We start from the raw sequence: 25,499 nt of genomic DNA, 5'->3' as shown, positions 1-25,499 counted from the left end.
GACGATCAGCGTTTAATGATCGTTTTCGTGGTAATGGTTTTCGTGATGACGATGGCGCGCGTACCCGCACGGGCAGTGTTGCCGTGGAGTTTCAGGACCGGGGAGATCAGGGAAATCAGCGCCATCGTTCGAGTCTACACAAAGCCGGTTGGCCGCACAACGGCCAACCACGCGCGAACGGGCCGATTTCGCGGCCCGTTCGCGCCCTTTCTACAATTCACCGCTGCTGCATTGCCGTGCGCGTTACAGCGCGGCGACCACCGCGTCGCCCATCGCCGCCGTGCCGACCTGCTTGCAGCCCGGCGTCGCGATGTCGCCCGTGCGATAGCCTTGTTCGAGCACCGTTTTCACCGCGCGCTCGATGCGATCGGCCTGCTCCGCGCGATTCAGCGAGTAGCGCAGCAGCATCGCGGCCGACAGGATCGTCGCCAGCGGGTTCGCGATGCCCTTGCCCGCGATGTCCGGCGCCGAACCGTGCGACGGCTCGTACAGGCCCTTGTTGTTCTTGTCGAGCGACGCCGACGGCAGCATGCCGATCGAGCCCGTCAGCATCGACGCTTCATCCGACAGGATGTCGCCGAACATGTTGCCGGTCACGATCACGTCGAACTGCTTCGGCGCCTTCGCGAGCTGCATCGCCGCGTTGTCGACGTACATGTGCGACAACTCGACGTCCGCGTATTCCTTCGACACGTCGATCATGATGTCGCGCCAGAATTGCGACGTTTCGAGCACGTTCGACTTGTCGACCGACAGCAGCTTCTTCGCACGCTTGCGCGCAGCCTGGAACGCGACGTGCGCGATGCGGCGCACTTCCGGTTCCGAATAGCGCATCGTGTCGAAACCCTCGCGCTCGCCGGCGAACGGGCCGTCGGGAGCGGCACGCACGCCGCGCGGCTGGCCGAAGTAGATGTCGCCGTTCAGCTCGCGCACGATCAGGATGTCGAGGCCCGCGACCAGCTCCGGCTTCAGCGGCGACGCGTCGACGAGTTGCGGATAGCAGATCGCCGGGCGGAAGTTCGCGAACAATTCGAGATGCTTGCGCAGCCCGAGGATCGCCTGCTCGGGGCGCAGCGCGCGCTCGAGCGAGTCGTACTTCCAGTCGCCGACCGCGCCGAACAGGATCGCATCGGCTTCCTTCGCGAGTTTCAGCGTCGCGTCCGGCAGCGGATGACCGCTCGCCTCGTAGCCCGCGCCGCCAACCGGCGCCTGTTCGAGTTCGAACTTCTCGTCGAGGGCGTTCAGCACCTTGACCGCTTCGTTGACGATTTCCGGACCGATGCCGTCGCCGGGCAGCACTGCAATCTTCATGCGTTATTCCTGACTGGGTAGGTGTGAGTGGCAGGTCGGCGAACGCGCGTCATGCGCGCCCGCCCGGAGGCAATCTCAGCCGACCAGCTTGTTGTTGAGCCACGGCTGCTTCGCGAGCCGCTCGGCTTCGAACTGGCGGATCTTGTCCGCGTGACGCAGCGTCAGGCCGATGTCGTCGAAACCGTTCAGCAGGCAGTACTTGCGGAACGCGGTGATGTCGAACGCATACTCGCGGCCGTCGCCCGTGCGCACGACCTGCGCGTCGAGGTCGATCGTCAGCTGATAGCCGTTGAACGCGTACGTGTCGTTGAACAGGTGATCGACCTGCTGCTCGGTCAGCACGATCGGCAGCAGCCCGTTCTTGTAGCAGTTGTTGAAGAAGATGTCGGCGAAGCTCGGCGCGATGATCGCGCGGAAGCCGTACTGCTGCAGCGCCCACGGCGCGTGCTCGCGCGAGCTGCCGCAGCCGAAGTTCTTGCGTGCGAGCAGCACCGATGCGCCCTGGTAGCGCGGCTGGTTCAGCACGAAGTCCGGGTTCAGCGGGCGCTTCGAGTTGTCCTGGCCCGGCTCGCCGTGATCGAGGTAACGCCATTCGTCGAACGCGTTCGGACCGAAGCCCGTGCGCTTGATCGACTTCAGGAACTGCTTCGGGATGATCGCGTCGGTGTCGACGTTCTCGCGATCGAGCGGCGCCACGACGCCGGTATGCACATTGAATTTTTCCATGATCCGTCTATTCGGTTGAAGGGCCGGCATTCAGCCGGCGCACATCGACAAATTCTCGGCGGATGTCACTCCGCGGCGCGCTGCAGCGCGTTGCCGGCGGCATTGACGTCCTGGCCGAAGCCTCGGACGGTATTGCAGCCCGCAAGGCCGAAGCCCAGCCCCGCGAGCGCCAGCGCGGCAACCAGCCGCGCGATGAGCTTCGATGCCGTCACGCGTTACCCCAGCTTGCGAATGTCGACGAAATGGCCTTCGATCGCCGCCGCCGCCGCCATCGCGGGGCTCACCAGGTGCGTGCGACCGCCCGCGCCCTGCCGGCCTTCGAAGTTGCGGTTCGACGTCGATGCGCAGCGCTCGCCCGGATCGAGCCGGTCGGCGTTCATCGCGAGGCACATCGAGCAGCCCGGCTCGCGCCATTCGAAGCCCGCGTCCGTGAACACCTTGTCGAGGCCTTCGCGCTCGGCCTGCGCCTTCACGAGGCCCGAGCCCGGCACGACCATCGCCAGGCGCACGTTCGATGCGATGCGGCGATTCAGCTTCTTCACGACGTACGCGGCCGCGCGGATGTCCTCGATGCGCGCGTTCGTGCACGAACCGATGAAGATCTTGTCGACCTTGATCGACTCGATCGGCGTGTTCGGCTCGAGCGCCATGTAGGCCAGCGCGCGTTCCATCGCGTCGCGCTTGACCGGATCCTTCTCGCGCTCGGGATCGGGCACGCGACCGTCGATCGACGTGACCATTTCCGGCGACGTGCCCCACGTGACCTGCGGGACGATCTCGGCCGCGTTCAGCTCGACGACGCGGTCGAACTGCGCGCCTTCGTCGGACTTGAATTCGCGCCAGTATTCGACGGCCTGGTCCCATTCCGCGCCGGTCGGCACGAACGGACGGCCCTTCAGGTAATCGATCGTCGTGTCGTCGACGGCGACCATGCCCGCGCGCGCGCCGGCTTCGATCGCCATGTTGCAGACGGTCATCCGGCCTTCCATCGTCAGCGCGCGGATCGTCGAGCCGCCGAATTCGATCGCGTAGCCCGTGCCGCCGGCCGTGCCGATCTTGCCGATGATCGCGAGCACGATGTCCTTCGCGGTACAGCCGCGCGGCAGGGCGCCCTCGACCTTCACGAGCATGTTCTTGCTCTTTTTCTGCAGCAAGGTTTGCGTCGCGAGCACGTGCTCGACTTCCGACGTGCCGATGCCGTGCGCGAGCGCGCCGAACGCGCCGTGCGTCGACGTATGCGAATCGCCGCAGACGATCGTCATGCCCGGCAGCGTCGCGCCCTGCTCCGGCCCGATGATGTGCACGATGCCCTGGCGCACGTCGTTCATCTTGAACTGCGTGATGCCGAACGCGTCGCAGTTCGCGTCGAGCGTGTCGACCTGCAGCTTCGAGACCGGATCGGCAATGCCGTGGCTGCGATCCGTGGTCGGGACGTTGTGGTCCGACACGGCCAGGTTCGCGCTGATGCGCCACACCGGGCGGTGCGCGACGTTCAGCCCTTCGAATGCCTGCGGGCTCGTGACTTCGTGCAGCAGCTGACGGTCGATGTAGAGCAATGCCGTGCCGTCGTCCTCGGTGTGGACGACGTGGGTATTCCACAGTTTGTCGTAGAGAGTCTGTGCCATGGGTATGCGGGGTCGTTGTGACTACAAGCCTTGCGGATGCGGTCGATTATGCCACGCAGAACGCGCCACGGCGCAGGCCCGGCGCGAAAAAACCCATTAAAAACAGTGGTTTGGCTGGTAGTGCCAATACCTGTATCGGCATTACCAGCCAAACGGCAGCATCGGACACCGCGACGCCCCGCGCTCGCGATGTTCGCCTCGAGGCGGATTCCGGCATACGATGGGGCGACGTATGTCCGCATGTCCCCACGGTCCGGAACCGGAGCCCACGACGATGAAGCTCGGCATCAACGAATCGCTCGCCCGCCTCGACGATGAAGGCACGCCGTTCACGACGCTGTTTCGCCACGGCACGCTCGACGTCGAGCTGTACCGGCCGCGCGGCGAGGACCTGCAGACGCCGCATACGCGCGACGAGGTCTACGTAATTGCCACCGGCACGTCCCGTTTCGTCGTCGACGGACGCGAATGCGACGTCGCGACGGGCGACGTGGTGTTCGTCCCCGCATTCGCGTCGCACCGTTTCGTCGGCTTCTCCGACGACTTCTCGACCTGGGTGTTCTTCTACGGCCCCGAAGGCGGCGAGCGCGACGCGCGCGATGCATGACGCGCGCCAAGCACCGCGCGTCCCGCACGATCTCCTAGACTGTCTATTCGCAACGGGCGGCGCGGCCGCCCTCCCCGCCATCACGATGCGCGCATCGCCCGGCGCATCGACCGGACAGGAGCACGGCATGCGTTACGAACTCTATTACTGGCCCGAGATCCAGGGCCGCGGCGAATACGTGCGGCTCGCGCTCGAGGCGGCCGAGGCCGACTATGTCGACGTCGCGCGCGAATCGGGGCGCGGCATGGGCGTATCGGCAATGATGCGGCTGATGGACAGCACGAAGACCGAATGCGTGCCGTTCGCACCGCCGTTCCTGAAGGCCGGCGACGTGCTCGTCGGACAGACCGCGAACATCCTGCTGTTTCTCGGCGCGCGGCTCGGGCTCGCGCCCGCCGACGAAGCCGGACGGCTGTGGGTGCATCAGCTCCAGCTGACCGTCGCCGATTTCGTCACCGAGATCCACGACACGCATCACCCGATCGGCAGCGGCCTGTACTACGAGGACCAGAAGGCCGAGGCCGCCGAGCGCGCGGCCGATTTCCTCGCGCACCGCCTGCCGAAGTTCCTCGGCTACTTCGATCGCGTGCTGGAGCAGAATCCGCACAAAGGCGGCTATATCGCCGGCAGCGCGCTCAGTTATGCGGACCTGTCGATGTTTCAGCTGATCGAAGGGCTGCGCTACGCGTTCCCGAAGGCGATGAAGCGCGCGGAGCGCAAGGTCGCGGGGCTCGTCGGCCTGCACGACCGCGTTGCACGGCATCCGCCCGTCGCGCGCTATCTGGAGTCGGCGCGCCGCATCCCGTTCAACGACATGGGGATCTTCCGGCACTATCCGGAGCTGGACAAGTAGCGCCGCACGCCGCGTCAGTCGCCGTAGCGATAGCGGCTGCGCATCGCGTCGAGCGGATTGCCGTCGGCGAGCGTCCCGCCGAGACTGCGGATCACCGCGCTCGCCGCGTTGATCGCCGTCTGCACCGCGCCCTCGATCCAGCCGCCCGTGAACGAGCAGCAGCAGCCGGCCAGATAGATGCCACGATCCGACGACGGATCGGCGGCCGTCTGGAACTGATAGAACAACGCCTGCGAGTGGATGTCCTCGCCCGGATAGTTCAGCTTGAATGCGCCGAGCGCGTAGCGGTCCGACAACCAGTCGTGGCTCGTGACATTGCGCGCGTAATCGTCGTCGAGCGGACGCAGGTGCGCGGCGAACGCCGGCGACACGATGCCGATCTCGGCCACGAGACGCTTGAACCGCTCGACCTTGTCGGTGAGCGACAGGATCTTGTGCGAATCGTCCTCCCACGTGTAGCTGATCAGCACGACGCCGTGTGCGTCGGGATCGTCGGGCGCGTAGTCGAGGCAGTAGATGCCGCGCGCCAGCGTGTCCGTCTGGATGTTGTGCGGCAGCCCGTGCTTGAGCCAGAACTTGTCGCGGGTCAGCACGAACAGCTTCGACGAGCTGACCATGTGCGTCTCGTTGATCGCGCGAACGACGTTCGGCGCGAACAGGTTCGCGATGCCGGTGATGCCCATGCCGACCTGCATCGCGCGCGTCGTGGTCGCGACGATCACGCGGTCGAATATCCGCGTCGACCCGTCGTCGAGCGTGAGCGCAAAGGTCTCGTCCGGCTGCTTCGCCACGTGCCGCACGGCCGCGTGGACGATGCAATCGCGCACTCGCGCACCGTCCCCGCCATCGTCGAGCAGCCCCTGCGCGAGCGCGAAGATGCCGGCCGGGATCAACCGCTGGTCGACTTCGAGCTCGTTGACCACGATCCGCAGGATTTCGAGGAACGAGGCGCGATAGACCGGCTGGAAACCGCCCGAGCCGATGCCGAGCGTGCCGAACAGGCGCAGGTCCTCGCCCTTGCGCCAGCGCGCGCCGCCCGGCGGCGTCGCGCCCGTGAAGATCTTGACGATCGCCGAGTAGAACGACTCGTCGCCGAAGCGGTCGATGTACTGCTGCCAGCCATGCCGCGCATCGTCGTAGCGGTGCGCGCGCAGCAGCGCCGTCAGTTCGGCCGGTGCGGGCAGCTGCGTGCCGTCGTCGAGCCGCACGCCGTCGCGAATGAACGCGCGCCAGCCGCGGTCGACGCGGTCGAACAGCGCGGGAGGCGCATCGCCCGCGGGCCAGCGGTACGCATGGCCCTGGTAGTGGATTTCGGTGTCGACGATGCCCGGATCGGGAAACGCGGATGCGCTGTCGACGCCGAACCGCTCGAGATAGTGGTAAAGCGCGGCCTGCGACGGCGGGAAACGCATCGCGCCCATTTCGGCGAGCAGGTGCGGATGGTCCGGATTGATCGACTGCGACAGCAGGCGCCCGCCCACGCGCGCGCGGTTCGCCTCGAACACGACGACCTGCCGTGCCCCCGCGCGCAGCAGCTCGCAGGCGGCGACCAGACCGCCGACGCCCGCGCCGACGATCGCGATCCGCGCGTCGCGTGCGCGCTGCGCCGGCAGCGTGCCGAGATGCCCGCCGGTGCGGGACAGGAAGGCGCCGTAGTCGTACAGCGTGTCGATGTACGGCAACGTGCGCGGCAGGAATTCAGGAGCGTTCATGTGGTCGGGAACGAAAAGGGACATGCTGACCGCACGCGATCAGACAGGCAGATGGATGCTGCCGAGCGGCGCGTCGGCATTGACGAGATCGACACGCTTCACGCGGATGCGCAACGTGTCGTCGCATACCGCGAGTTCATGCGTGTACCAGCCGGCGAACAGCGTCTGCTCGTCGCGTCGCGTTTCGACGTAATGAAACGGCGTGCGCAGCACATAGGCGCCGCGTTCGTGGTCGGCCCGATCGACGTGCGGCTGCTGGAGCAGATGATGACCGCGACTCGCCGGCTGCTGCGAGAACGTCCGGCGCCCGGCCAGCCGCTCGATGCGGATGCGCAGCAGGAGCCGGTCCTCGTCCATCAGCGCGCCGTGCAGCCCGGTGTCGGGCTGGTCCGGCGACAGCGGCATCCAGTAGCGCGCGTCGTCCGCATAAAGCGCGAGCCATTCCTCGTAGCGCCGCTCGTCGAGCAGGCGTGCCTCGCGATACACGAACGCGACGAGCTCATCGTGCGGAAATACGCGCATCGGCGGCCTCCTGCGTCGATACCGGCGCGATGTACTGGAGCCATGCGCGGAACTGGTTGCGGATCTGCTGTTCGCTGGTGCCGTTCGTCTCCGACGTCGGCTGCGCGAACTCCTCGGGCTCGAACAGCCGCCCGACATGCACCCAGTCGCGCGCCTGCGTGGCGAGGCCGCGCTGCGCGCGTTCGTACATTTCGAGATCGTCGTGCGCGACGATCGACGTCGGCGCGTTGATGAGGCGGTTGTAGGCGAGCGTGCGCTCGAACAGCGAATCGGGCGCGCCGACGAGACGAAACGACCACGACTCCACCAGCGTGCGGTCGACCGCCAGCGGCTTGAACACGCGCAGGATCTGGATCGGCCCTTTCACCATCGCATTCGGAAACAGCACCGTGTTGTGACGCACCTCGCCGAGAATCCGCGCGGCGCGCGCTTCGCCGTAGGCCGCGGTCATCTTCTCGTGATAGCCGGGAATCGGCGTGTAGCGCGCGTGAATCGAATCGGCGGTGCCGGTGTGACCATGTCCGTTGGGCCACACGCGCAACCCCATCTGCTCGAAGAACGCGTGCGGCTGGATGAACGGCTCCAGCAGCTCGACCGCCATCGGCTTCGCCTGCTGCGTGCCGTCGCGCTCCCATACGCGCACGGCCGTGCCGGCCGACGACTCGTGCGCGACCATCGGATGGCAGGTGTCGGTCTGATTCTCGACCAGCATCTTCCAGTTGCAGCCGTGCACGTAGCGGAACACGCCGCCCGCGACTTCCACGCGCCCTTCGGGCGAACGATCGACGAGGTTGTCGAGCGACGACAGCGCATCGCCGAAGTACGCATGGAAATCGACGCCGGACCGACTCAGTCGGCAGAACACGAAACCGCGATGCTCATGGGTCGCGCCGACCGCCTGCATGCCCTTGCTCGCCTCGCACGTCTCGAAGCCCGTGTTTTCGTAGCCGCGCCGCAGCGGAATCGCGTAGAGGCTGCCGTCGGTCCGGTACGACCAGGCGTGGTACGGGCAGCGGAAGAATGTGCCCGTGTTGCCGGCGGCATCCGTCACCAACTGCGTGCCCTTGTGCGAACAGCGGTTGTGCAGCACCCGCACCGAACCGTCGACGTGGCGCACCATCACGACCGGCTCGGCGCCGATCGTCGTCGTCACGTAGTCGCCCGTGGCCGGAATCTGGCTGACATGGCCGACATAGACCCACGTGTTCCAGAACAGATGGCGCATCTCCAGCTCGAAGATGCGCGGCGACAGATAGAGGTCCTTGTGCACCTCGGTATCGCGCACGAGCGAAGCCACCGCATCGGTGAACAATGGCGCCGTCATGCGCGCCCCCGACTGCGGACGCGATGCGGCCGCGCGTCCTCGCGACGCGCGATGTCGATTGCTTTTATTGTCATCTCTCAGGTTTCTGGTTGGTATGCCGCTCGGAGGAGCATGTGCCTGCCGCCGCGCGGCGGCGTCAGGCGTTGCGGGTAACGCTCAGCCCGTCACCGGCGTCTCGTGCAGCCGCAGCCAGCCGATGCGGCCATCGGCGTCGCGCTCGAACACGACGGTCGAACGGCGCACGGTTCGCCGCCCTGCCGCGTCGGTCTGCGTCTCGCGATAGGCGATCGTCGAGCCGCCCTGCCACGTGCTCACTTCCTGCAGTTCGTCGATCGCGATCCGCAGGCCGGGCCGCGCGCCGAAGCCGCGCGAGAACAGGATGTCGATATCCGCGTAGTCGAGCGCATGCCCGTGCAGCGAGATCATCGAGAAGTCCCGCGAAAAGCGCGCGAGCAGCGGCGCGAGCCCGTCGCGCGCCGCGCTGCCGGACAACCATTGCTCGATGTCGACGTGTGCGTCGACCACTTCCTGGAAAAACGGGTTTGACGAATTCATCTCGAAACTCACGAACGTTGAGAAGCCGCACGCCCGGCGGGCGCACGGTGCGCGGCGAGGCGCGCGACGAACGGCAGCGGCAGCAGCGTCGCCAGCGCAGCCAGGCCGAAACATTGCTGGTACGGCAGCCGCCCGTCGTCCCCGTGCATCGACAGCAGGAAATTCAACGCGCTGCCCAGCACCGCGACGCCGAGACAGAAGCTCAGTTGCCGATTGATGTTCCACAGCGCGCTTGCGTCGCCCATTCGCGTGGCGGGGACATCGAGAAACGCCGCGCTTTGCGACGTGCTCGTGCACATGCTGGCGCCGAGCCCCATCGCGACGAACGCGAGCACGCGCCCGGCCTCGAAACCGGCAAGCGGGGTCGCGAGTAACACGATCCCGAACGCGTCGATCGCGATCCCGCACATGAACAGCGGCTTCGGCCCCCACTTCGGGAAACAGCGGCGCGTCGTCGCGATCGCGGCGAACGACGCGAACGCCCACGGCACCATCAGCGCGCCCGTATGCGTCGCACTGAGCCCGAGCGCGTTCTGCAGATACAGCGCGGCGACGAGGTTCACGCCGGTAAACACGCCCGGCACGCACAGGTAGACGATCAGCCCGATCCGCAGCAGCGGCTGCGCAACCAGGCGCAGGTCGAGCAGCGGCGCGGCAGCTCTGCGTGCGTGCGCGACATACGCACCACCGGCGACGAGCGCGATCGCGAGCGGAACGAACGCGTCGCGGCCCGCGCCCGGCTGTCCCGCGAACGTCAGGCCGAGCAGCAGCGCAACGAGCGCCGCGGCGCTCAGCCCGAGGCCGCGCACGTCGAGCGCCGGCGGGCTGCCGTCCGGTTCGTCGGCCGGCAGCCACGCGAACGCGAGCACGCTCGTGACCGCGGCGAGCGGCAGCATTCCGAAGAAGATCGCCCGCCACGACACGCGATCCACGACCACGCCGCCCAGCGCCGGCGACAGCGCCGGCACGAGCAGCGCGACCATCATCACGATCGACGTCAGATGCGCCCGCGCATCGGGCGGATACGCACGATAGGCCATCGTCTGCCCGACCGGGATCAGCAATCCGCCGCCGAGCCCCTGGATCAGCCGCCATGCCAGCAGTGCGCCGATCGACGCCGACAGGCCGACGCCGAGGCTGCCGAGCGCGAACAGCAGCAGCGACGCGATCAGCAGCCGGCGCTCGCCGAAGCGGCGCGCGAGCCACGTACCGAGCGGGATCACGACCGTCAGCCCGAGCACGTACGCGTTGCCGATCCACGCCAGCTGCGCGACCGACGCGTGCAGCTCGCGCTGGATCGTCGGATAGGCGGCGTTGATGACGAACATGTTGGCGAGGTCGATCGCGAACCCGAGCAGGTAGACGGCGGCGATTTTCGAGCGATCGGTCATGGCGGCGGAAGACGAACGAAACGCCGCAGTGTAAGGTTCGCCGCGCACGTCGATAAGCCCGGCCGGACGGCAGGACTGGTCGAAAAATTTTGACAATCAGGGCACCATGTCGGTTTTCCGTCTCGGATCCGACACGCCATGGTGAGTCTCGATCGTTTCGCCGTCTTCCGCGCCGTCGTGGAAGCAGGGTCGTTTACGGCCGCCGCCGCCCAGCTGAACCAGGCCCGGGCCGCGGTGAGCTTCAACATCAAGCAGCTGGAAGCCGAGCTCGGCGTCACCCTGCTCACGCGCACCACGCGGCGCGTCGAGCTGACCGACGCGGGCGAGCGCTTCCATGCGCGCTGCCTGCGCGTGCTGGAGGAAGCCGAAAGCGCGATCGAGGACGCGCGCAGCGAGCATGGCGGGATGCACGGCGTGCTGCGCGTGACGTCGACCGTCGAGTACGGGACGATGGTCGTCGCCCCCGCGCTGCACACGTTCATGCAGCGGCATCCCGCGCTGCGCGTGCGGCTCGAAACGCATGCGTCGCAGGTCGATCTCGTGCGCGAGCGCGTCGGCGTGGCGATCCGGCTCGGCCGCCTCGAACAGTTCCAGGATCTGCCGTACCGCGGCGCGTGCCTCGCGACGTACGAAGTGCGGCCCGTGATCGCGCCATCACTGCTCGCCGCGGCCGGCCTGTCGCACATCGAGTCGCCGGACACGCTCGCCCGGCTGCCGCAGCTCGGCCATACGCGGCTCGAGCGCATCGCCACGTGGCCGCTCGCCGATCGCGACGGCAACCCGCACGCGTTCCGGCCCGGTGCCAAGCCGCGCGTCGTGGTCGACAACGCGTCGGTCCTGCGCGTGCTCGCGCGGCAAGGCAGCGGTGTCGCGCTGCTGCCCGAATGGCTCGTGCGCGACGATCTCGCGAGCGGCGCGCTGGTCGATGCGCTCCCCGGCTACCGGTTTCCGCCGCAGGCCGTCTATGCGCTGTACCCGTCGACCCCGCATGTGCCGCAGAAAGTACGTGCATGGGTCGACTTCATGAAGGCATATCTCGCCTGAACCCGGCGTGATCGCGGCAGGCGCGCGGCGACTCACGCGCGCGCCGCATCGTCCCGCAGCAGCGCGTCGATCTGCCGGGCGATCGCGAGCAGACGGCGATCGCCGCCCCATGGCCCTTCCAGCATCAGCCCGACCGGCAGCGCCGTTTGCGGGGAACGTCCGGCCGGGATCGAGACGGACGGCACGCCGGCGAGCGTCGCCGGCGAAGTCTGGCGTGCGACACGCGCGAACAGCGCGGCATCCTGCGCGGCGGTCATCGCGGCCGTGTCGTCGAGCGACGGCGGCTCGCCCGGCACCGTGGGCATCGCGATGCAGTCGACCGGCGTACCGAACGCGTCGTCGTACCAGCGCACGAGACGCCGACGGCACGCGATCGCGTCCGCATACGCCTGCGCATCGACCGGCGCGGACACGAACGACCGGAAGATCGCGCGCACGTCGTCGCTCGCGATCCGCTCGACGAACGTGTCGAACGGGATGCCGAGCCGTTCCGCCGCGAAGCGGCGCCAGTATTGGTTCGCCTCGTATCCGACGAGCGGAAAGCCGCATGCTTCGCTGGCCTCGTGCAGCGGAATCGCCGGCAACGGCACGAGCGTCGCGCCGGCCGCCGCGAACGACGCGAGCGCACGCTCGATGCAGGTCGCGACGCCCGGATCGAGCGTGTCGAAGTACGGTGCACCCGGCACGCCGATACGCAACTGCGGCCATTCGGGTGCGGTCGCGATGCTGTCGTCGCGCGTCAGCACCGCGTCGAGCAGCAGCAGATCGTCGATGCCATGTCCGATCGGCCCCACCGTGTCGCGCGTGGGCGACAGCGACAGCACGCCGTGCGCCGAATAGCGCTGCGCGGACGGCCGCAATCCGTAGACGCCGCAGAATGCGGCCGGAATCCGCACCGAGCCGCCCGTGTCGGTACCGAGACCGAACGGGATACCGGCCGCGACGGCCGCCGCCGTGCCGCCGCTCGACCCGCCGGCGATACGCCGCGGATCCTGCGGATTGCCGACCGCGCCGAAGTGCCGGTTGCCGCTCGTGATGCCGAACGCAAGCTCGTGCATGTTCGCCTTGCCGAGCGGCACCGCGCCGGCGTCAAGCAGGCGCCGCACGGTCAGCGCGTCCGAGGCCGCCCGATAGCCGTTCACCGCCGGGCTCGCGCCGAGCGTCGGCATCCCGGCGGTATCGAGGTTGTCCTTGATCACGAACGGCACGCCGGCAAGCGGTAACACGTCGCCCTGGGCGACGCGCGCATCGACGTGCTCGGCCGTGCGGCGCGCGAGTTCGCCATCGACGTGCACCATCGCGTTGAGCGGCGCGATCGATGCGAGACGCGCGAGCGCGTCGTCGGCCAGATCGACAGCGCGGCGTTCGGCCGTGCGCACGGCATCGGCAAGCTCGCGCACGCTGGCGGCGGAAACGAATGAAGAGGAAGAAACGCGGTTCGGCTGTATTGTCATGTTGTGTGCTGGACGCGGAATCGATCGGGAAACGCGCGACGTGCCGGAGGCCCTGTCCGGCACGCTGCGCGAACGCGATGGTATCCCGGCCCGCGGCCGCATGCACGCTACGCGCCGCGCGACGACCGCTCGCGCGTTTCCCCCGCGTCGCCGACCGGGCGCGTCAGCCACGGCCCGATCTCCATCTCCTCGTACCGCACGAGCCGGCTCTTGCGCGCGCGACGATACGCCCACCAGATCGCGACGAACAGCGGGATCCACACATAGATCGACAGCACTTCCATCCAGTCGATGCGAGCGGCGAAGAACGCCTGGTAATCCTGCCCGAGCGAGATCACGATGCAGACCGCGATCGCGAACAACGGCCCGAACGGGAACCACTTCGCGCGATACGGCAGCTGATCGAGCCGGTAGCCCTGCTTCAGAAAGCCCTTGCGGAACCGGTAGTGGCAGACCGCGATGCCGAGCCACGCGATGAAACCGGTGATGCCGACCGTATTGAGCAACCACAGATAGATGCGCTGGTTGTTGGTCAGCGACGTGAGGAAGCACAGGCCGCCCACTGCCATCGTCGCGTAAAGCGCGTTGCGCGGCACGCCGCCCGGCGACAGCGTCGCGAACATCGCGGGCGCACGGCCCTCCGCCGCGAGGTTGTACAGCATCCGCGTGGCCGCATACGTGCCGGAGTTGCCGGCCGACAGCACGGCCGTCAGGATCACGAGGTTCATCGCGCCCGCGGCGAGCGGAAAGCCCGCATGGCTGAACACGAGCGTAAACGGGCTCACGCCGATGTCGGTCACGTCGCTCTTCAGCAGGTTCGGGTCGGTGTACGGCACCAGCAGGCCGATCACGAAGATCGCGAGCACGTAGAACAGCATGATCCGCCAGAAGATCTGCTTCACTGCGCGCGGGATCGTCTTGCGCGGGTTTTCCGATTCGCCGGCCGTGATCCCGACCAGCTCGGTGCCGAGAAACGAGAAGCCCGCGATCAGCGCGACGCTCATCATCGCGTGCACGCCGCCGACGAACGGCGCATCGCCGGTCCTGAAGTTGCGCCAGCCGACCGGGTGCCCGTTGCCGAGCAGGCCCGCCGCGATCAGCAACCCCGCCGCGATGAACGCGATCACGGTGACGACCTTGATCAGCGAGAACCAGTATTCGGATTCGCCGAAGCCGCGCACCGACAGCGTGTTCAGCAGGAAGATCAGCACCAGGAAGCCCGCGCCCCACCACACGCCCGGCACGGCTGGAAACCAGTAGCGCATCACGATCTGCCCGGCGACGAGTTCGATCGCGATCGTCACCGCCCAGCTGTACCAGTAGGTCCAGCCGAGCGCGACACCGAAGCCTTCGTCGACGTACTTCTCGCCGTAGATCGCGAACGAGCCCGACACCGGCATCAGCGCGGCCATCTCGCCGAGCCCGGTGACGACGAAGTAGACCATCAGCCCGATCGCGACATACGCGGCGATCGCGCCGCCCGGCCCCGCCTGCGCGACCGATGCGCCCGACGCGACGAACAGCCCCGTGCCGATCGAGCCGCCGATCGCGATCATCGCGATGTGGCGGCTCTGCAGCCGGCGCTTCAGCGCCGTTCCGGACGGCGCGGCCGTCTCCACTGCCGCTTGCATAGCATCCATAGTGTTCACCCTGATTGGATTCGGGCCGATCCAATTGATTCGGAATACCAATCGATCGGCCCGGTTATTCGCGTCGAAGAACGGTCCCGTTCGCCGGGCCGCGCGTCCGATGCCGGCGGCCCGGACGCGCACGGCCGCGTCAGACGACGCTGCGCTTGATCGCCTGCAGCTCGGCCGTCGTCACGATCTTCTCGATCCGGAACCGCTGACTTTCCAGCCACATGTTCGCGATCCGCCGGTATTCGTCGAGATCCTCGCACGCGAGCCGCACGAGAAAATCGAACGTGCCGCTGACGAGCCAGCAGTCGAGCACCGCCGGGTTGTTCCGCATCTCGTCCTCGAACGGCGCCTGCGAACGCCCGTGGTCGGCCAGCACGATCTGCGCGATCACGACGATCGGCTTGGTCGCGCGAGGCGCCTTGATCACCGCGCGATAGCCTTCGATCACGCCGAGCGCCTCGAGCCGCTCCACGCGTGCCTGGCATGGGCGCGGCGTGAGGTTCACGAGCTCCGACAGCTTCCGGTACGAAATCCGTCCGTCGGTGCGCAGGATATCGAGGATCCGGAGGTCGATCTTGTCGAGCTGCATCTTCTTGTCGGTCATCCGCGTTCGCTCCGGTCGGGTGGTGGCTGGCGCGCGGAGCGTCTCCTCCAGTTCCGCGCGGGGGCCACATTATCCGGCCGAAGCGGCGGCGCGCCAATCGGCTAGAAGCGCAGCGACAGGCAGGTCAGGCCGCCGTCCATCTTGCGGAACTCGCTCGTGTCGATCACGTGCAGCGGCAGCCCGAGCGCGCCGATCGCATCGTGCACGCGCGGGTAGCCGGCCGGTGTGATCAGCGTGCCGTTCACGCGCAGCGTATTGCCCGCGTATTCATCGGCGGCCGAGATGGCGATCCGGCGATAGTCGGCGAACGCCGGATGCGCGGCCAGCGCCTCGGTCACGAGCAGCGTGTCGTCGCCGAGCGCGTTGACCACCGATTTCAGATGCAGGCCCGCGCCGACCGGCACCGCGACGACCGAATAGCCGTAGCGCGACACCAGCGACTCGAACGCGGCGATGCCCTCGGCATCGGTACGGCTCGTCAGGCCGATGTAGAAGCGCTTGCCGACGAGCATCACGTCGCCGCCGTCGAGGCGGCCCGCCTGCATCGGCAGCAGGTCGCGATGCGCACCGAGCGCCGCTTCGATATGCGCCGTCTCGCCGCGCCGCGCGGGTGCGCCGGGGCGCGTGATCACCGCGAATTCGGGCGTGACGACCGCGACGTCCTCGACGAAGTGCGAATCGGGAAACGCGTCCAGCGGCGGCAGTTCGGTCAGTTCGACACCGAGGCCGCGCAGCGCGTCGCAGTATGCGTGGAACTGCGTGAGCGTCTTGTCGTAGTCGGGCGCGCCGAGCGCGGCGGTGGTGAGACCCGCGCCGCACGACGGCGCGGGACGGCGAACGATCGCTTGCGTGAATTGCATCGACTCCTCCATGGTCACGCTGCCCCGTGCGGCGCACCGGGCAGCTGCGTTGTGTCCGGACCATTATCGGAAGCCAAATTGCGCAATTCGCGTCGAATTCGGGCGCGCCCGCAGCCGATCGCGTCGAATTGCGTGCGTGACGCAGCGGATTCGGCAGACGGCTGGCGTGCGCGGCGTGAACGCACCGTACGCGGGTGCCGGAGCGACCGACGCGTCCGTGCGCTGCATCCGTCATGCGGCGACAGGCGCGAACCCCATTTGCGCACGCCCCAGCGCCGTCAGATCGCCCTCGCCGCCGCGTCCGTCGAAATCGACCTCGAAATGATCGGCCGGGAAATCGGGCGGGCTGTCGCCGCGCAGGAACGCGAGCCGCTGGCGCTGGAGGTACGCATCGTTCTTCGCACAACCGGGCGCGGCCGCGATGTACATCACGTTGCTGTCGCCGCTGCCGCGATGCGCATCCTCGACCGCATGCACGACGTCGCCATGCCAGAACACCGCATCGCCCGGCTCCATGTGCGGGATCGGCACCAGCGCGTCGAGCAGCAGCGCATGCCATTCGGGCAGGACCGACAGCGCGCGCCCCGGACGCGCGCCGCACAGGTCGTCGTCGGCGACGTCGTCCTGCAGCGCACGCAGCACGACGTACGCCATCGCGTTCGCAACCGGGATCAGTTGCAGCGTGCCGTCGCCGGGCCCTTGCGGCGTCAGCGCGGTCCAGCCCTGGAACGTGCGGAACATCGAGCACACGGCCGGCGACGGAATCTCCTCGACGTCCGAGCGGAACGCCGCGTCGAACGGATCGTAATCGTGCCAGTGGCCGGCCAGCACGTGGCGGTAGACCTGCCGGAAATTCGCGCCGAGCCAGCGTTCGACCGAGCCGCCGTCGACGTGCGGCGACAGCCCGAGCGATGTCGAGCCCGGTGGCCGGCGGCGGATCCGGTCCGCGTAGGCCGGCACCTGGTCGGGATCGAAATGCGTGCGCGCGCCGTCCGCATGACGCCACAGCCGGTTCAGGAACACGCGTGCCCGCGTGAGGGCCGGCGACTGGCGCGCCGCCACCTGCGGCTTCGACCAGTAGACGCCGTAAATCTGCGGCTTGCCCGACGCGAGGTTGCCGAAGTAACGGTCCTCGGCGCGCGCATGCAGCCGCTCGGCGAAGCGGTTCGCGTCCAGATAGGCGCCGATCTCGTCGTTCCAGTCGCGCGCCTGCTGCGCGTCGAACACACCGCGGATCACCGCCGCGCCATGCGCACGGATCGCGGCGATCGCCCGCGGATCGACGGTATCGTTCGCGATATCCGCGAATCGCAGCACCGGGATCACGTCGCGGCCTTGCGCGTGCGCGCGGCGGATCGCGTCGACCTGCCGCGCGATATCGCCCTCCAGCTCGCGGAACGTGGCCGCGTAACCGGGCAGATCGGCGCGCAGCGCCCGTTTCGCCGTGCGGATCGCGGCCGGCAGATCGTCAATCGTCAGGTGCATCGTCGTCTCCTCGCTGAATCGTATGTCGTGTCGAGCATTCAGCGTACGGCCGACGCGGCGGCGTCATCGACACTATCCGGTCAACTATCGATACAATCCTGACAACCACCCGCTACTCGGGACGATGGCAGACCACGCACAGCTTGTTGCCGTCCGGGTCGCGGAAATACGCGCCGTAGTAGTCGGCGTGATAGTGCGGCCGCAGCCCCGGCGGCCCGTCGCAGGTGCCGCCGTGCTGCAGCGCGAGCGCATGACAGCGGTCGACCCGCACGCGCGTCGGCACGTCGAACGCGATCGTATGGCCGTTGCCCGGTTCGGGCGCGCGGCCGTCGAGGGGCGGGCCGAAGAAGAACAGCGGCCGGTCGGCATCGGCCGGCATCCAGCCCGACCAGCCGTCCGGCTCGCTGAACTTCAGACGCAGCCCGAGTTCCGCGAACAGCGGCGCGTAGAAGTCGTACGCGCGCGCGGTATCGCTGACGCCCACGCAAACATGTGAAAACATGGCATCGCTCCGTCGTGACGATCGATCACGATCATGCCACGGCGCGCTGCCCCGCTCGACCGGAGGTCGCGATGAAGCCGCAATACGAGCATGTGACGTTCGCCCCCGGCTGTTCGATTCGCGTGTATCACCGTCAACTCGCGCACATTCCGTTCGAATGGCATCGACATCCCGAGTACGAACTGACGCTGACGCTGAACAGCCGAGGCCGGCGCTTCGTCGGCGATCATGTCGCCCGTTACGGGGACGACGACCTGGTGCTCGTCCCGCCCAACCTGCCGCACACGTGGTCGTCGAATGCGCGCATCGATCGTGATGCGCCGGAAGTCGCGCTCGTCGTCTGGTTCGACGGCGACTGGGCACGGCGCATGGCCGACTGCTGCCCCGAATACGCGCCGCTGCGCTCGCTGCTGCGTCGCGCGGCGCCCGGTCTCGCGTTCGACGCCGAGACGGCCCGAGCGATGCGCGCACGCTTGCCGCAGTTGCTCGACTCATCGCCGCGCGTCCGCCTCGCGGCCGCACTCGACACGCTCGCCGATCTCGCTGAAGCCGGCGGCGAACCGCTCGCCACCGCCCAGGCCTACGGCCGGCCCGACGCCGCCGCGTCATCGGCCGACTCGGCCGCGCCCGAAGCCGAACGCCTCGACCGCGTGCTCGACGCGATCGACCGGCGCTTCCATGAGCCGCTGCGCATCGACGCGCTCGCCGCCGTCGCGCACATGTCCGAACGCACGCTGCAGCGGCTGTTCGTGCGGCACCTCGGCGAAAGTGTCGGCCGCTACGTGCAGCGGCTGCGGCTCGCGCATGCGTGCCGCCACCTGGTCGGCACCGACTGGCCGATCGCGACGGTCGCCGCGCGCTGCGGCATTCCGAATGCCGCGAACTTCAACCGCCAGTTCCTCGCCGCGCGCGGGATGACGCCCGGCGCATACCGGCAGTTCTTCGCGCGGCATGGCCACGCGCCCGACGCCGGCGCGCCGCCACCGCTCGACACGCGGCCGCCGTCGCTGGAACGCCATGCCGTTCGGCCGCGCAAATGAAAACACCCCGGCGGGATGACCCACCGGGGTGTCGGGGCGTTGCGATTGCCGGACGCGAGCGGCCTTGCGGCCGTTCGCGCCGCGCACGACTCAACGTGCGTTGAGCGGCTTCGCTTCGCGCGGCGTGTCGCCGATGAACAGCTGACGCGGACGGCCGATCTTCTGTTCCGGATCCGCGATCATTTCGTTCCACTGTGCGATCCAGCCGACCGTGCGTGCCATCGCGAAGATACACGTGAACATCGACGTCGGGATGCCCAGCGCGCGCTGAACGATACCCGAGTAGAAGTCGACGTTCGGGTACAGCTTGCGCGACACGAAGTATTCGTCTTCCAGCGCGATCTTCTCGAGCTGCATCGCGAGCTTGAACAGCGGGTCGTCGTGCAGGCCGAGTTCGTTCAGCACTTCGTAGCACGTTTCGCGCATCAGCTTCGCACGCGGGTCGTAGTTCTTGTACACGCGGTGACCGAAGCCCATCAGCTTCACGCCCGAATTCTTGTCCTTCACCTGCTTGATGAATTCGGGGATGTTGTCCGGCGAACCGATCTGCTCGAGCATGTTCAGCGCGGCTTCGTTCGCACCGCCGTGCGCCGGGCCCCACAGACATGCGATACCGGCTGCGATACACGCGAACGGGTTCGCGCCCGACGAGCCGGCCAGACGAACCGTCGACGTCGAAGCGTTCTGCTCGTGGTCGGCGTGCAGGATCAGGATACGGTCGAGTGCGCGGACGAGCACGTCGTTGACCTTGTACTCTTCGCACGGGTTCGAGAACATCATGTGCATGAAGTTCGCGCTGTACGACAGCGAGTTCTTCGGATACACGAACGGCTGACCGATGCTGTACTTGTATGCCATCGCGACGAGCGTCGGCAGCTTCGCGATCATGCGGATCGCCGACACTTCGCGGTGACGCGGGTCGTTGATGTCGAGCGAGTCGTGGTAGAACGCGGACAGCGCGCCGACTGCGGCGACCAGGATCGCCATCGGGTGCGCGTCGCGGCGGAAGCCACGGAAGAAGAAGTGCATCTGCTCGTGCACCATCGTGTGCTTCGTGACGGTGTCGACGAATTCCTTCTTCTGCGCCGCGTTCGGCAGTTCGCCCTTCAGCAGCAGGTAGCAGGACTCGAGGAAGTCGGCGTTCTGCGCGAGGTTGTCGATCGGATAACCGCGGTACAGGAGTTCGCCCTTGTCGCCGTCGATGTACGTAATCGCCGAATTACACGAAGCCGTCGACATGAAGCCCGGGTCGTAAGTGAACTTGCCGGTCTGGCCGTACAGCTTGCGGATGTCGATCACGTCCGGGCCCATCGTACCCTTGTAGATCGGCATTTCGACGCTCGGCGAATTGTCGCTGAACGATAGCGTGGCTTTAACATCAGACGGAGTCATGGCACATCCTCAATCGAAATAAAGAAACGGGATTCGATAACGGGCGTAACGCGTTACACGTTGCGCAGCATCTCCAACAGCCGGTGAACGTCCGGGCTGTCTAGGTCGCCCTCTGGTTCCTTGCGCGCGAGGAGCAAGTCCATCAGGTCGTTGTCGCTCAGATCGAGCAGGCGCGACAACGCGCCTACGTCTGCATCGGTGAGGTCATGCTCGTATCTGCTGAAGAAACGCTCGAATACGATGTCGTTTTCCAGCAGACCCCGCCGCGCGCGCCAGCGGAGGCGCGCGCGACGGTGCGGGTCGGATTGATGCGAATCGTCGCTCATCACAAACTTCAAACCGCGCGACGAACCATCAGTTCCTTGATCTTGCCGATCGCCTTCGTCGGGTTAAGGCCCTTCGGGCAAACGTCGACGCAGTTCATGATCGTGTGGCAACGGAACAGACGGTACGGGTCTTCCAGGTTGTCGAGACGCTCGCCGGTGGCGGTGTCGCGGCTATCGGCGATGAAGCGGTAAGCCTGCAGCAGGCCGGCCGGGCCGACGAACTTGTCCGGGTTCCACCAGAAGCTCGGGCACGACGTCGAGCAGCTCGCGCACAGAATGCACTCGTACACGCCGTCGAGCTCGTCGCGTTCTTCCGGCGACTGGAGACGTTCCTTCTCCGGCGGCGGCGCGTCGTTGATCAGGTACGGCTTGATCGAGTGATACTGGTTGAAGAAGTGCGTCATGTCGACGATCAGGTCGCGCACGACGGGCAGGCCCGGCAGCGGGCGCAGCACGATCTTCTGCGGCAGCTCGTTCAGGTTCGTCAGGCACGCCAGACCGTTCTTGCCGTTGATGTTCATCGCGTCGGAACCGCACACGCCTTCACGGCACGAGCGGCGGAACGACAGCGTCTCGTCCACGGCCTTCAGCTTGACCAGTGCGTCGAGCAGCATGCGCTCATGCTGGATCTCGAGCTCGTACGTCTGCATGCGCGGCGCCGCGTCCTTGTCCGGATCGTAGCGGTAGACTTCAAAAATGCGTTTTGCCATTTCGGATTCCTTTGACTCGGCTTAGAACGTGCGCGGCTTCGGCGGCACGGAGTCGACCGTCAGCGGCTTCATTTGAACCGGCTTGTAGTCGAGGCGATCGCCTTCGCTGTACCACAGCGTGTGGCGCAGCCAGTTGTCGTCGTCGCGATGTTCGTAATCGCTGTGTGCGTGCGCGCCGCGGCTTTCCTTGCGCGCTTCCGCCGACACCATCGTCGCGCGGGCGACTTCGATCAGGTTCTCCAGCTCGAGCGCTTCGACGCGCGCGGTGTTGAACACCTTCGACTTGTCCTTCAGGTGAATGTTTTCCACGCGTGCCTTCAGGCCGGCCATCTGGTCGACGCCTTCCTTCAGCAGTGCCGACGTGCGGAACACGCCTGCGTGCTTCTGCATCGTCGCGCGGATGTCGTTGGCGACGTCCTGCGTGTACTCGCCCGAGGTCGACTTGTCGAGCTTGTTCAGACGTGCCAGCGAGAATTCGCCTGCATCGGCCGGCAGCGGCTTGTGTTCCTTCTGGTTCTTCACGTGCTCGACGATGTGGTTGCCGGCCGCACGGCCGAACACCACGAGGTCCAGCAGCGAGTTCGTGCCGAGGCGGTTCGCGCCGTGCACGGACACGCACGAGCACTCGCCCACTGCGTAGAAGCCGTTGACCGGATCCTTGTGGCCGCGCGACGTGCCGACGACCTGACCATGGATGTTGGTCGGGATGCCGCCCATCTGGTAGTGAATCGTCGGGACGACCGGGATCGGTTCCTTGATCGCATCGACGTTCGCGAACTTCAGCGCGATTTCGCGGATCGACGGCAGACGCTTCATGATCGTCTCGGCGCCGATGTGCGACAGGTCGAGCAGCACGTGGTCCTTGTTCGGACCGACGCCGCGGCCTTCCTTGATTTCCTGGTCCATCGAACGCGACACGAAGTCACGCGGCGCCAGATCCTTCAGCGTCGGTGCGTAGCGTTCCATGAAGCGCTCGCCGTTCGCGTTGCGCAGGATGCCGCCTTCGCCGCGCACGCCTTCGGTGATCAGCACGCCCGCGCCGGCCACGCCGGTCGGGTGGAACTGCCAGAACTCCATGTCCTGCAGCGCGATGCCCGAGCGCGCAGCCATGCCGAGGCCGTCGCCGGTGTTGATGAACGCGTTGGTCGACGCCGCGAAGATCCGGCCTGCACCGCCCGTCGCGAACAGCGTCGTCTTGCCTTCCATGATGTAGACGTCGCCCGTCTCCATCTCGAGGGCCGTCACGCCGAGCACGTCGCCGTCCGCGTCGCGGATCAGGTCGAGCGCCATCCATTCGACGAAGAATTGCGTCTTCGCTTCGACGTTCTGCTGGTACAGCGTGTGCAGCAGCGCGTGACCGGTACGGTCGGCGGCCGCGCAAGCGCGCTGGACCGGCTTCTCGCCGTAGTTCGCGGTATGGCCGCCGAACGGACGCTGGTAGATCGTGCCGTCCGCGTTACGGTCGAACGGCATGCCGAAGTGTTCCAGTTCGTACACGACGTTCGGTGCTTCGCGGCACATGAACTCGATCGCGTCCTGGTCGCCGAGCCAGTCGGAACCCTTGATCGTGTCGTAGAAGTGGAAGTGCCAGTTGTCTTCGCTCATGTTGCCGAGCGACGCGCCGATGCCGCCCTGTGCGGCCACCGTGTGCGAACGGGTCGGGAACACCTTCGACAGCACGCCGACCGACAGGCCCGCGCGCGACAGTTGCAGCGCTGCGCGCAAGCCCGAGCCGCCCGCGCCGACGATCACCACGTCGAACTTGCGGCGCGGCAGGGAAGTTTTGATTGCAGCCATTCTTTACACTCTCCAGAGAATCTGCGCGGCGTAGCCCGCACATGCGAGCAGCCAGACGATGGTCAGCGATTGCAGCAGCAGGCGCACACCGACGGGCTTCACGTAGTCCATCCAGATGTCGCGCACGCCGACCCATGCGTGGTAGAAGAGGGAAAGCAGCGTCACGAAGGTCGCGAGCTTCATCCATTGCGCGGAGAAGATCGATGCCCAGCCTTCGTACGAGAAGTCATGCGCGCCGAAGAACAGGACGAGCAGAATGACCGTGTAGACCGCCATGATCGTGGCGGTGACGCGCTGCGCGAGCCAGTCGCGCAGGCCGTAGTGAGCGCCGACGACGAGGCGCTTCGAGCCGATTCGGTTATTGGCTGCCATTTTCTTAGAATGCTCCGAACAGTTTGAGTGCCATGGCGATCGTCAGGGCGATCGAGACGACAAAGACGACGACGGCCGTCCGCTTGCCGCCTTCCTTCGAGACGGCGTCGTGATTGACGTCCATCAGCAGGTGGCGAATGCCGGCGCAGAAATGGTGGAGGAACGCCCAGGACAACGCGAGGACGATCAGCTTGACGACGATGTTGGAGAGGAAAGCCTTGAAGACTTCGAAGCTGAGCTCGGAGGTGAGGCTCTGATCGAAGAGGAACAGCAGGAACGGCAGGAACAGGAACAGCAGCGCGCCGCTGACTCGATGGAGGATCGACAATATCGCCGCCAAGGGCATGCGATATTTCATCGTGATATCGCCGAATCCGATGTTCCGGTATTCCGGCCTCGGCTTTCTTACTGCGTCAGTCATGCTAGACCCCTACTATGTTGTCACACTAATCCGCGATTTTAGCGCCTTTTTATATCGCGCTGCAGCGAAAGTCTGCTCTGGATCATTACGCGAACGGGAATAAAGGCGGCCCGAAACGTGCTACGCGAACATGGGAAGCGCGCACGCACGCTGCTTGTGCCGATACGTCGTCAGCTCAAGTCATTCTGATAGTAATACCCGGTTGTGACATACCAGCCGCGTCGCACTTCCACCGGCCGGTCTCCGTATGTATAGGACACACGCTCCACCGACAGCAAAGGAAAACCCGCCGGCACGTGCAGCAGGTCGGCCACCGCCGGCTCCGCCGCCACCGCGCGGATCTTCTCCGTCGCGCGGATCATCCGCGTGCCGAACTCCGTCTCGAACATCGCGTAGAGCGGCCCCTTGTACTCGCTCAGCCGCTCGAACGTGAGCCCGCGGAACATCGCGCCCGGCAGCCAGATCTCGTCCAGCACCGTCACTTCGTTCTCGAACTCCAGCAGGCGGCGCACCTGCACGACCGGGTCGGCCGGCTTCAGGTCGAGCTGCCGCGCGATCTCGGCCGGCGCGCGCAGGCGCCGGCATTCGAGCAGGCGGCTCACGTGCGGATGCTCGGCACCGTCGTCGGCCAGCAGTCGCAGAAAGCGGAACTGCGCGCGATCCTCGTTGTGCGTTGCAACAAAAGTGCCCTTGCCCTGCCGCCGGACCACCAGGTTTTCGGCGGCCAGTTCGTCGATCGCCTTGCGAACGGTGCCCTGGCTGACCTTGTAACGGGCCGCGAGCTCCACTTCGCTCGGGATGATCTCGCCCGGCTTCCACTCGCCGGATTCCAGGCTTTGCGTGATCAATGACTTGATCTGCTGGTATAACGGACTGAAGGTCGGCGACGGCGAAGCGGCAGGCGCCGGCACGGAATCGGCCGCGCCCGGCTGCCCTGGGCCGCCTGCGCCGGTCGGATTCGCGTTGTTCGCCTGGTTCGATGTCATGGCGCGCATTTCATCACAAACCGCGCTTTTCCGTCCACTCAAATTCCGCAAAACATCTGTCTTATATAAGACATATGATACCGTTGACTTTGGGCCCGCCGGCTCCTACACTCCGGGGCGAGCAAGGGTTCGCGGGTGCAAAACGCGTCCCCGGCTACGTGCCACGGCCGTCTCCAGGTTCACCGCGTCTGCCTTTCGCGAGTCCTCCGCCCTGCTTCAATGCAACGCTACGCGTAACGC

General features: G+C 66.7%; 27 protein-coding genes. 4 read left to right on the top strand and 23 right to left on the bottom strand.

Features of this window, described 5'->3' with window-relative positions; genetic code table 11:
• Positions 1–5: 5 nt before the first annotated feature.
• From WS46_RS36365 to leuC, 5 genes are all read right to left on the bottom strand, one after another.
• Positions 6–125: a hypothetical protein gene (locus tag WS46_RS36365; protein WP_039319027.1), complete on the bottom strand. Its 120-nt coding sequence runs from the start codon at positions 123–125 to the stop codon at positions 6–8.
• A gap of 118 nt (positions 126–243) precedes the next feature.
• Positions 244–1,311 carry a 3-isopropylmalate dehydrogenase gene (gene leuB / locus WS46_RS05960; RefSeq protein WP_059524744.1) on the bottom strand — a complete coding sequence of 356 codons (1,068 nt, stop codon included), beginning with the start codon at positions 1,309–1,311 and terminating at the stop codon, positions 244–246.
• Positions 1,312–1,386: 75 nt separating this feature from the next.
• Positions 1,387–2,037 carry a 3-isopropylmalate dehydratase small subunit gene (leuD, locus tag WS46_RS05955; protein ID WP_059524742.1) on the bottom strand — a complete coding sequence of 217 codons (651 nt, stop codon included), beginning with the start codon at positions 2,035–2,037 and terminating at the stop codon, positions 1,387–1,389.
• A 65-nt stretch (positions 2,038–2,102) separates the two neighbouring features.
• Positions 2,103–2,249, bottom strand: coding sequence for an entericidin A/B family lipoprotein (locus WS46_RS05950; protein ID WP_059450800.1), 147 nt, complete (start codon positions 2,247–2,249; stop codon positions 2,103–2,105).
• A gap of 3 nt (positions 2,250–2,252) precedes the next feature.
• Positions 2,253–3,662 carry a 3-isopropylmalate dehydratase large subunit gene (gene leuC / locus WS46_RS05945; RefSeq protein WP_057923944.1) on the bottom strand — a complete coding sequence of 470 codons (1,410 nt, stop codon included), beginning with the start codon at positions 3,660–3,662 and terminating at the stop codon, positions 2,253–2,255.
• A gap of 274 nt (positions 3,663–3,936) precedes the next feature.
• Between leuC and WS46_RS05940 the strand changes: the two genes are divergently transcribed.
• Positions 3,937–4,269: a cupin domain-containing protein gene (locus WS46_RS05940; RefSeq protein WP_059689694.1), complete on the top strand. Its 333-nt coding sequence runs from the start codon at positions 3,937–3,939 to the stop codon at positions 4,267–4,269.
• A gap of 127 nt (positions 4,270–4,396) precedes the next feature.
• The gene (locus WS46_RS05935) at positions 4,397–5,122 is read left to right on the top strand and encodes a glutathione S-transferase (protein WP_059690189.1); all 726 of its coding nucleotides are present in this window, start codon (positions 4,397–4,399) and stop codon (positions 5,120–5,122) included.
• Positions 5,123–5,136: 14 nt separating this feature from the next.
• Here the strand turns inward: WS46_RS05935 and WS46_RS05930 are convergent, their stop codons facing one another.
• The 5 genes from WS46_RS05930 to WS46_RS05910 all read right to left on the bottom strand — a co-directional run bounded on the left by WS46_RS05930 (position 5,137) and on the right by WS46_RS05910 (position 10,626).
• Entirely contained in the window at positions 5,137–6,834 is a 1,698-nt protein-coding gene (locus WS46_RS05930; RefSeq protein WP_059524738.1) for an NAD(P)/FAD-dependent oxidoreductase, read from the bottom strand.
• Between the two features lie 39 nt (positions 6,835–6,873).
• Complete coding sequence (locus WS46_RS05925; protein WP_059524736.1) at positions 6,874–7,356, bottom strand: aromatic-ring-hydroxylating dioxygenase subunit beta; 483 nt, start codon at positions 7,354–7,356, stop codon at positions 6,874–6,876.
• Positions 7,334–8,680, bottom strand: coding sequence for an aromatic ring-hydroxylating dioxygenase subunit alpha (locus tag WS46_RS05920; protein WP_059689691.1), 1,347 nt, complete (start codon positions 8,678–8,680; stop codon positions 7,334–7,336). Before WS46_RS05920 ends, WS46_RS05925 begins: the two co-directional genes overlap by 23 nt.
• Before the next feature lie 156 nt (positions 8,681–8,836).
• Positions 8,837–9,235 (bottom strand): hypothetical protein, encoded by a 399-nt coding sequence (locus WS46_RS05915; protein WP_059689689.1) that lies wholly within the window; start codon positions 9,233–9,235, stop codon positions 8,837–8,839.
• Between the two features lie 8 nt (positions 9,236–9,243).
• A complete protein-coding gene (locus WS46_RS05910; RefSeq protein ID WP_059689686.1) occupies positions 9,244–10,626 on the bottom strand; it encodes an MFS transporter in 1,383 nt (460 codons plus the stop codon).
• Positions 10,627–10,764: 138 nt separating this feature from the next.
• Between WS46_RS05910 and WS46_RS05905 the strand changes: the two genes are divergently transcribed.
• Entirely contained in the window at positions 10,765–11,670 is a 906-nt protein-coding gene (locus WS46_RS05905) for a LysR family transcriptional regulator (RefSeq protein ID WP_059689684.1), read from the top strand.
• A gap of 32 nt (positions 11,671–11,702) precedes the next feature.
• Here the strand turns inward: WS46_RS05905 and iaaH are convergent, their stop codons facing one another.
• The 6 genes from iaaH to WS46_RS05875 all read right to left on the bottom strand — a co-directional run bounded on the left by iaaH (position 11,703) and on the right by WS46_RS05875 (position 18,215).
• Positions 11,703–13,124: an indoleacetamide hydrolase gene (gene iaaH / locus WS46_RS05900; protein WP_059689682.1), complete on the bottom strand. Its 1,422-nt coding sequence runs from the start codon at positions 13,122–13,124 to the stop codon at positions 11,703–11,705.
• Between the two features lie 107 nt (positions 13,125–13,231).
• Positions 13,232–14,764: an amino acid permease gene (locus tag WS46_RS05895; RefSeq protein WP_059689679.1), complete on the bottom strand. Its 1,533-nt coding sequence runs from the start codon at positions 14,762–14,764 to the stop codon at positions 13,232–13,234.
• 139 nt (positions 14,765–14,903) lie between these two features.
• The gene (locus WS46_RS05890; protein ID WP_059524722.1) at positions 14,904–15,368 is read right to left on the bottom strand and encodes an Lrp/AsnC family transcriptional regulator; all 465 of its coding nucleotides are present in this window, start codon (positions 15,366–15,368) and stop codon (positions 14,904–14,906) included.
• A gap of 101 nt (positions 15,369–15,469) precedes the next feature.
• Entirely contained in the window at positions 15,470–16,228 is a 759-nt protein-coding gene (locus WS46_RS05885) for a dimethylarginine dimethylaminohydrolase family protein (RefSeq protein ID WP_059690188.1), read from the bottom strand.
• 231 nt (positions 16,229–16,459) lie between these two features.
• The gene (locus WS46_RS05880; RefSeq protein WP_059689675.1) at positions 16,460–17,713 is read right to left on the bottom strand and encodes a DUF1479 domain-containing protein; all 1,254 of its coding nucleotides are present in this window, start codon (positions 17,711–17,713) and stop codon (positions 16,460–16,462) included.
• A gap of 112 nt (positions 17,714–17,825) precedes the next feature.
• Positions 17,826–18,215, bottom strand: coding sequence for a VOC family protein (locus WS46_RS05875; protein ID WP_059689672.1), 390 nt, complete (start codon positions 18,213–18,215; stop codon positions 17,826–17,828).
• Positions 18,216–18,286: 71 nt separating this feature from the next.
• Here WS46_RS05875 and WS46_RS05870 point away from each other — a divergent pair, with 71 nt between their 5' ends.
• Entirely contained in the window at positions 18,287–19,255 is a 969-nt protein-coding gene (locus tag WS46_RS05870) for an AraC family transcriptional regulator (protein ID WP_059525641.1), read from the top strand.
• A 90-nt stretch (positions 19,256–19,345) separates the two neighbouring features.
• Here the strand turns inward: WS46_RS05870 and gltA are convergent, their stop codons facing one another.
• The 7 genes from gltA to WS46_RS05835 form a co-directional block, all read right to left on the bottom strand.
• Positions 19,346–20,647, bottom strand: a complete 1,302-nt coding sequence (gene gltA / locus WS46_RS05865) for a citrate synthase (protein ID WP_011881720.1) — start codon at positions 20,645–20,647, stop codon at positions 19,346–19,348.
• Between the two features lie 53 nt (positions 20,648–20,700).
• Positions 20,701–20,973, bottom strand: a complete 273-nt coding sequence (locus tag WS46_RS05860; protein WP_059450790.1) for a succinate dehydrogenase assembly factor 2 — start codon at positions 20,971–20,973, stop codon at positions 20,701–20,703.
• A gap of 8 nt (positions 20,974–20,981) precedes the next feature.
• Positions 20,982–21,683 (bottom strand): succinate dehydrogenase iron-sulfur subunit, encoded by a 702-nt coding sequence (locus WS46_RS05855; protein WP_059524716.1) that lies wholly within the window; start codon positions 21,681–21,683, stop codon positions 20,982–20,984.
• Positions 21,684–21,704: 21 nt separating this feature from the next.
• Positions 21,705–23,480 carry a succinate dehydrogenase flavoprotein subunit gene (sdhA, locus tag WS46_RS05850; protein ID WP_059524714.1) on the bottom strand — a complete coding sequence of 592 codons (1,776 nt, stop codon included), beginning with the start codon at positions 23,478–23,480 and terminating at the stop codon, positions 21,705–21,707.
• Between the two features lie 3 nt (positions 23,481–23,483).
• Entirely contained in the window at positions 23,484–23,852 is a 369-nt protein-coding gene (sdhD, locus tag WS46_RS05845) for a succinate dehydrogenase, hydrophobic membrane anchor protein (protein ID WP_006399546.1), read from the bottom strand.
• A 4-nt stretch (positions 23,853–23,856) separates the two neighbouring features.
• The gene (gene sdhC / locus WS46_RS05840) at positions 23,857–24,273 is read right to left on the bottom strand and encodes a succinate dehydrogenase, cytochrome b556 subunit (protein ID WP_059601793.1); all 417 of its coding nucleotides are present in this window, start codon (positions 24,271–24,273) and stop codon (positions 23,857–23,859) included.
• 170 nt (positions 24,274–24,443) lie between these two features.
• Positions 24,444–25,268: a GntR family transcriptional regulator gene (locus WS46_RS05835; protein WP_082721900.1), complete on the bottom strand. Its 825-nt coding sequence runs from the start codon at positions 25,266–25,268 to the stop codon at positions 24,444–24,446.
• Positions 25,269–25,499 lie beyond the last annotated feature (231 nt).

Origin of the sequence: Burkholderia sp. RF4-BP95, assembly GCF_001521985.1 — a bacterium.
GTDB classification, from domain to species: domain Bacteria; phylum Pseudomonadota; class Gammaproteobacteria; order Burkholderiales; family Burkholderiaceae; genus Burkholderia; species Burkholderia diffusa.
This window is presented reverse-complemented; position numbering and strand designations above follow the sequence as displayed.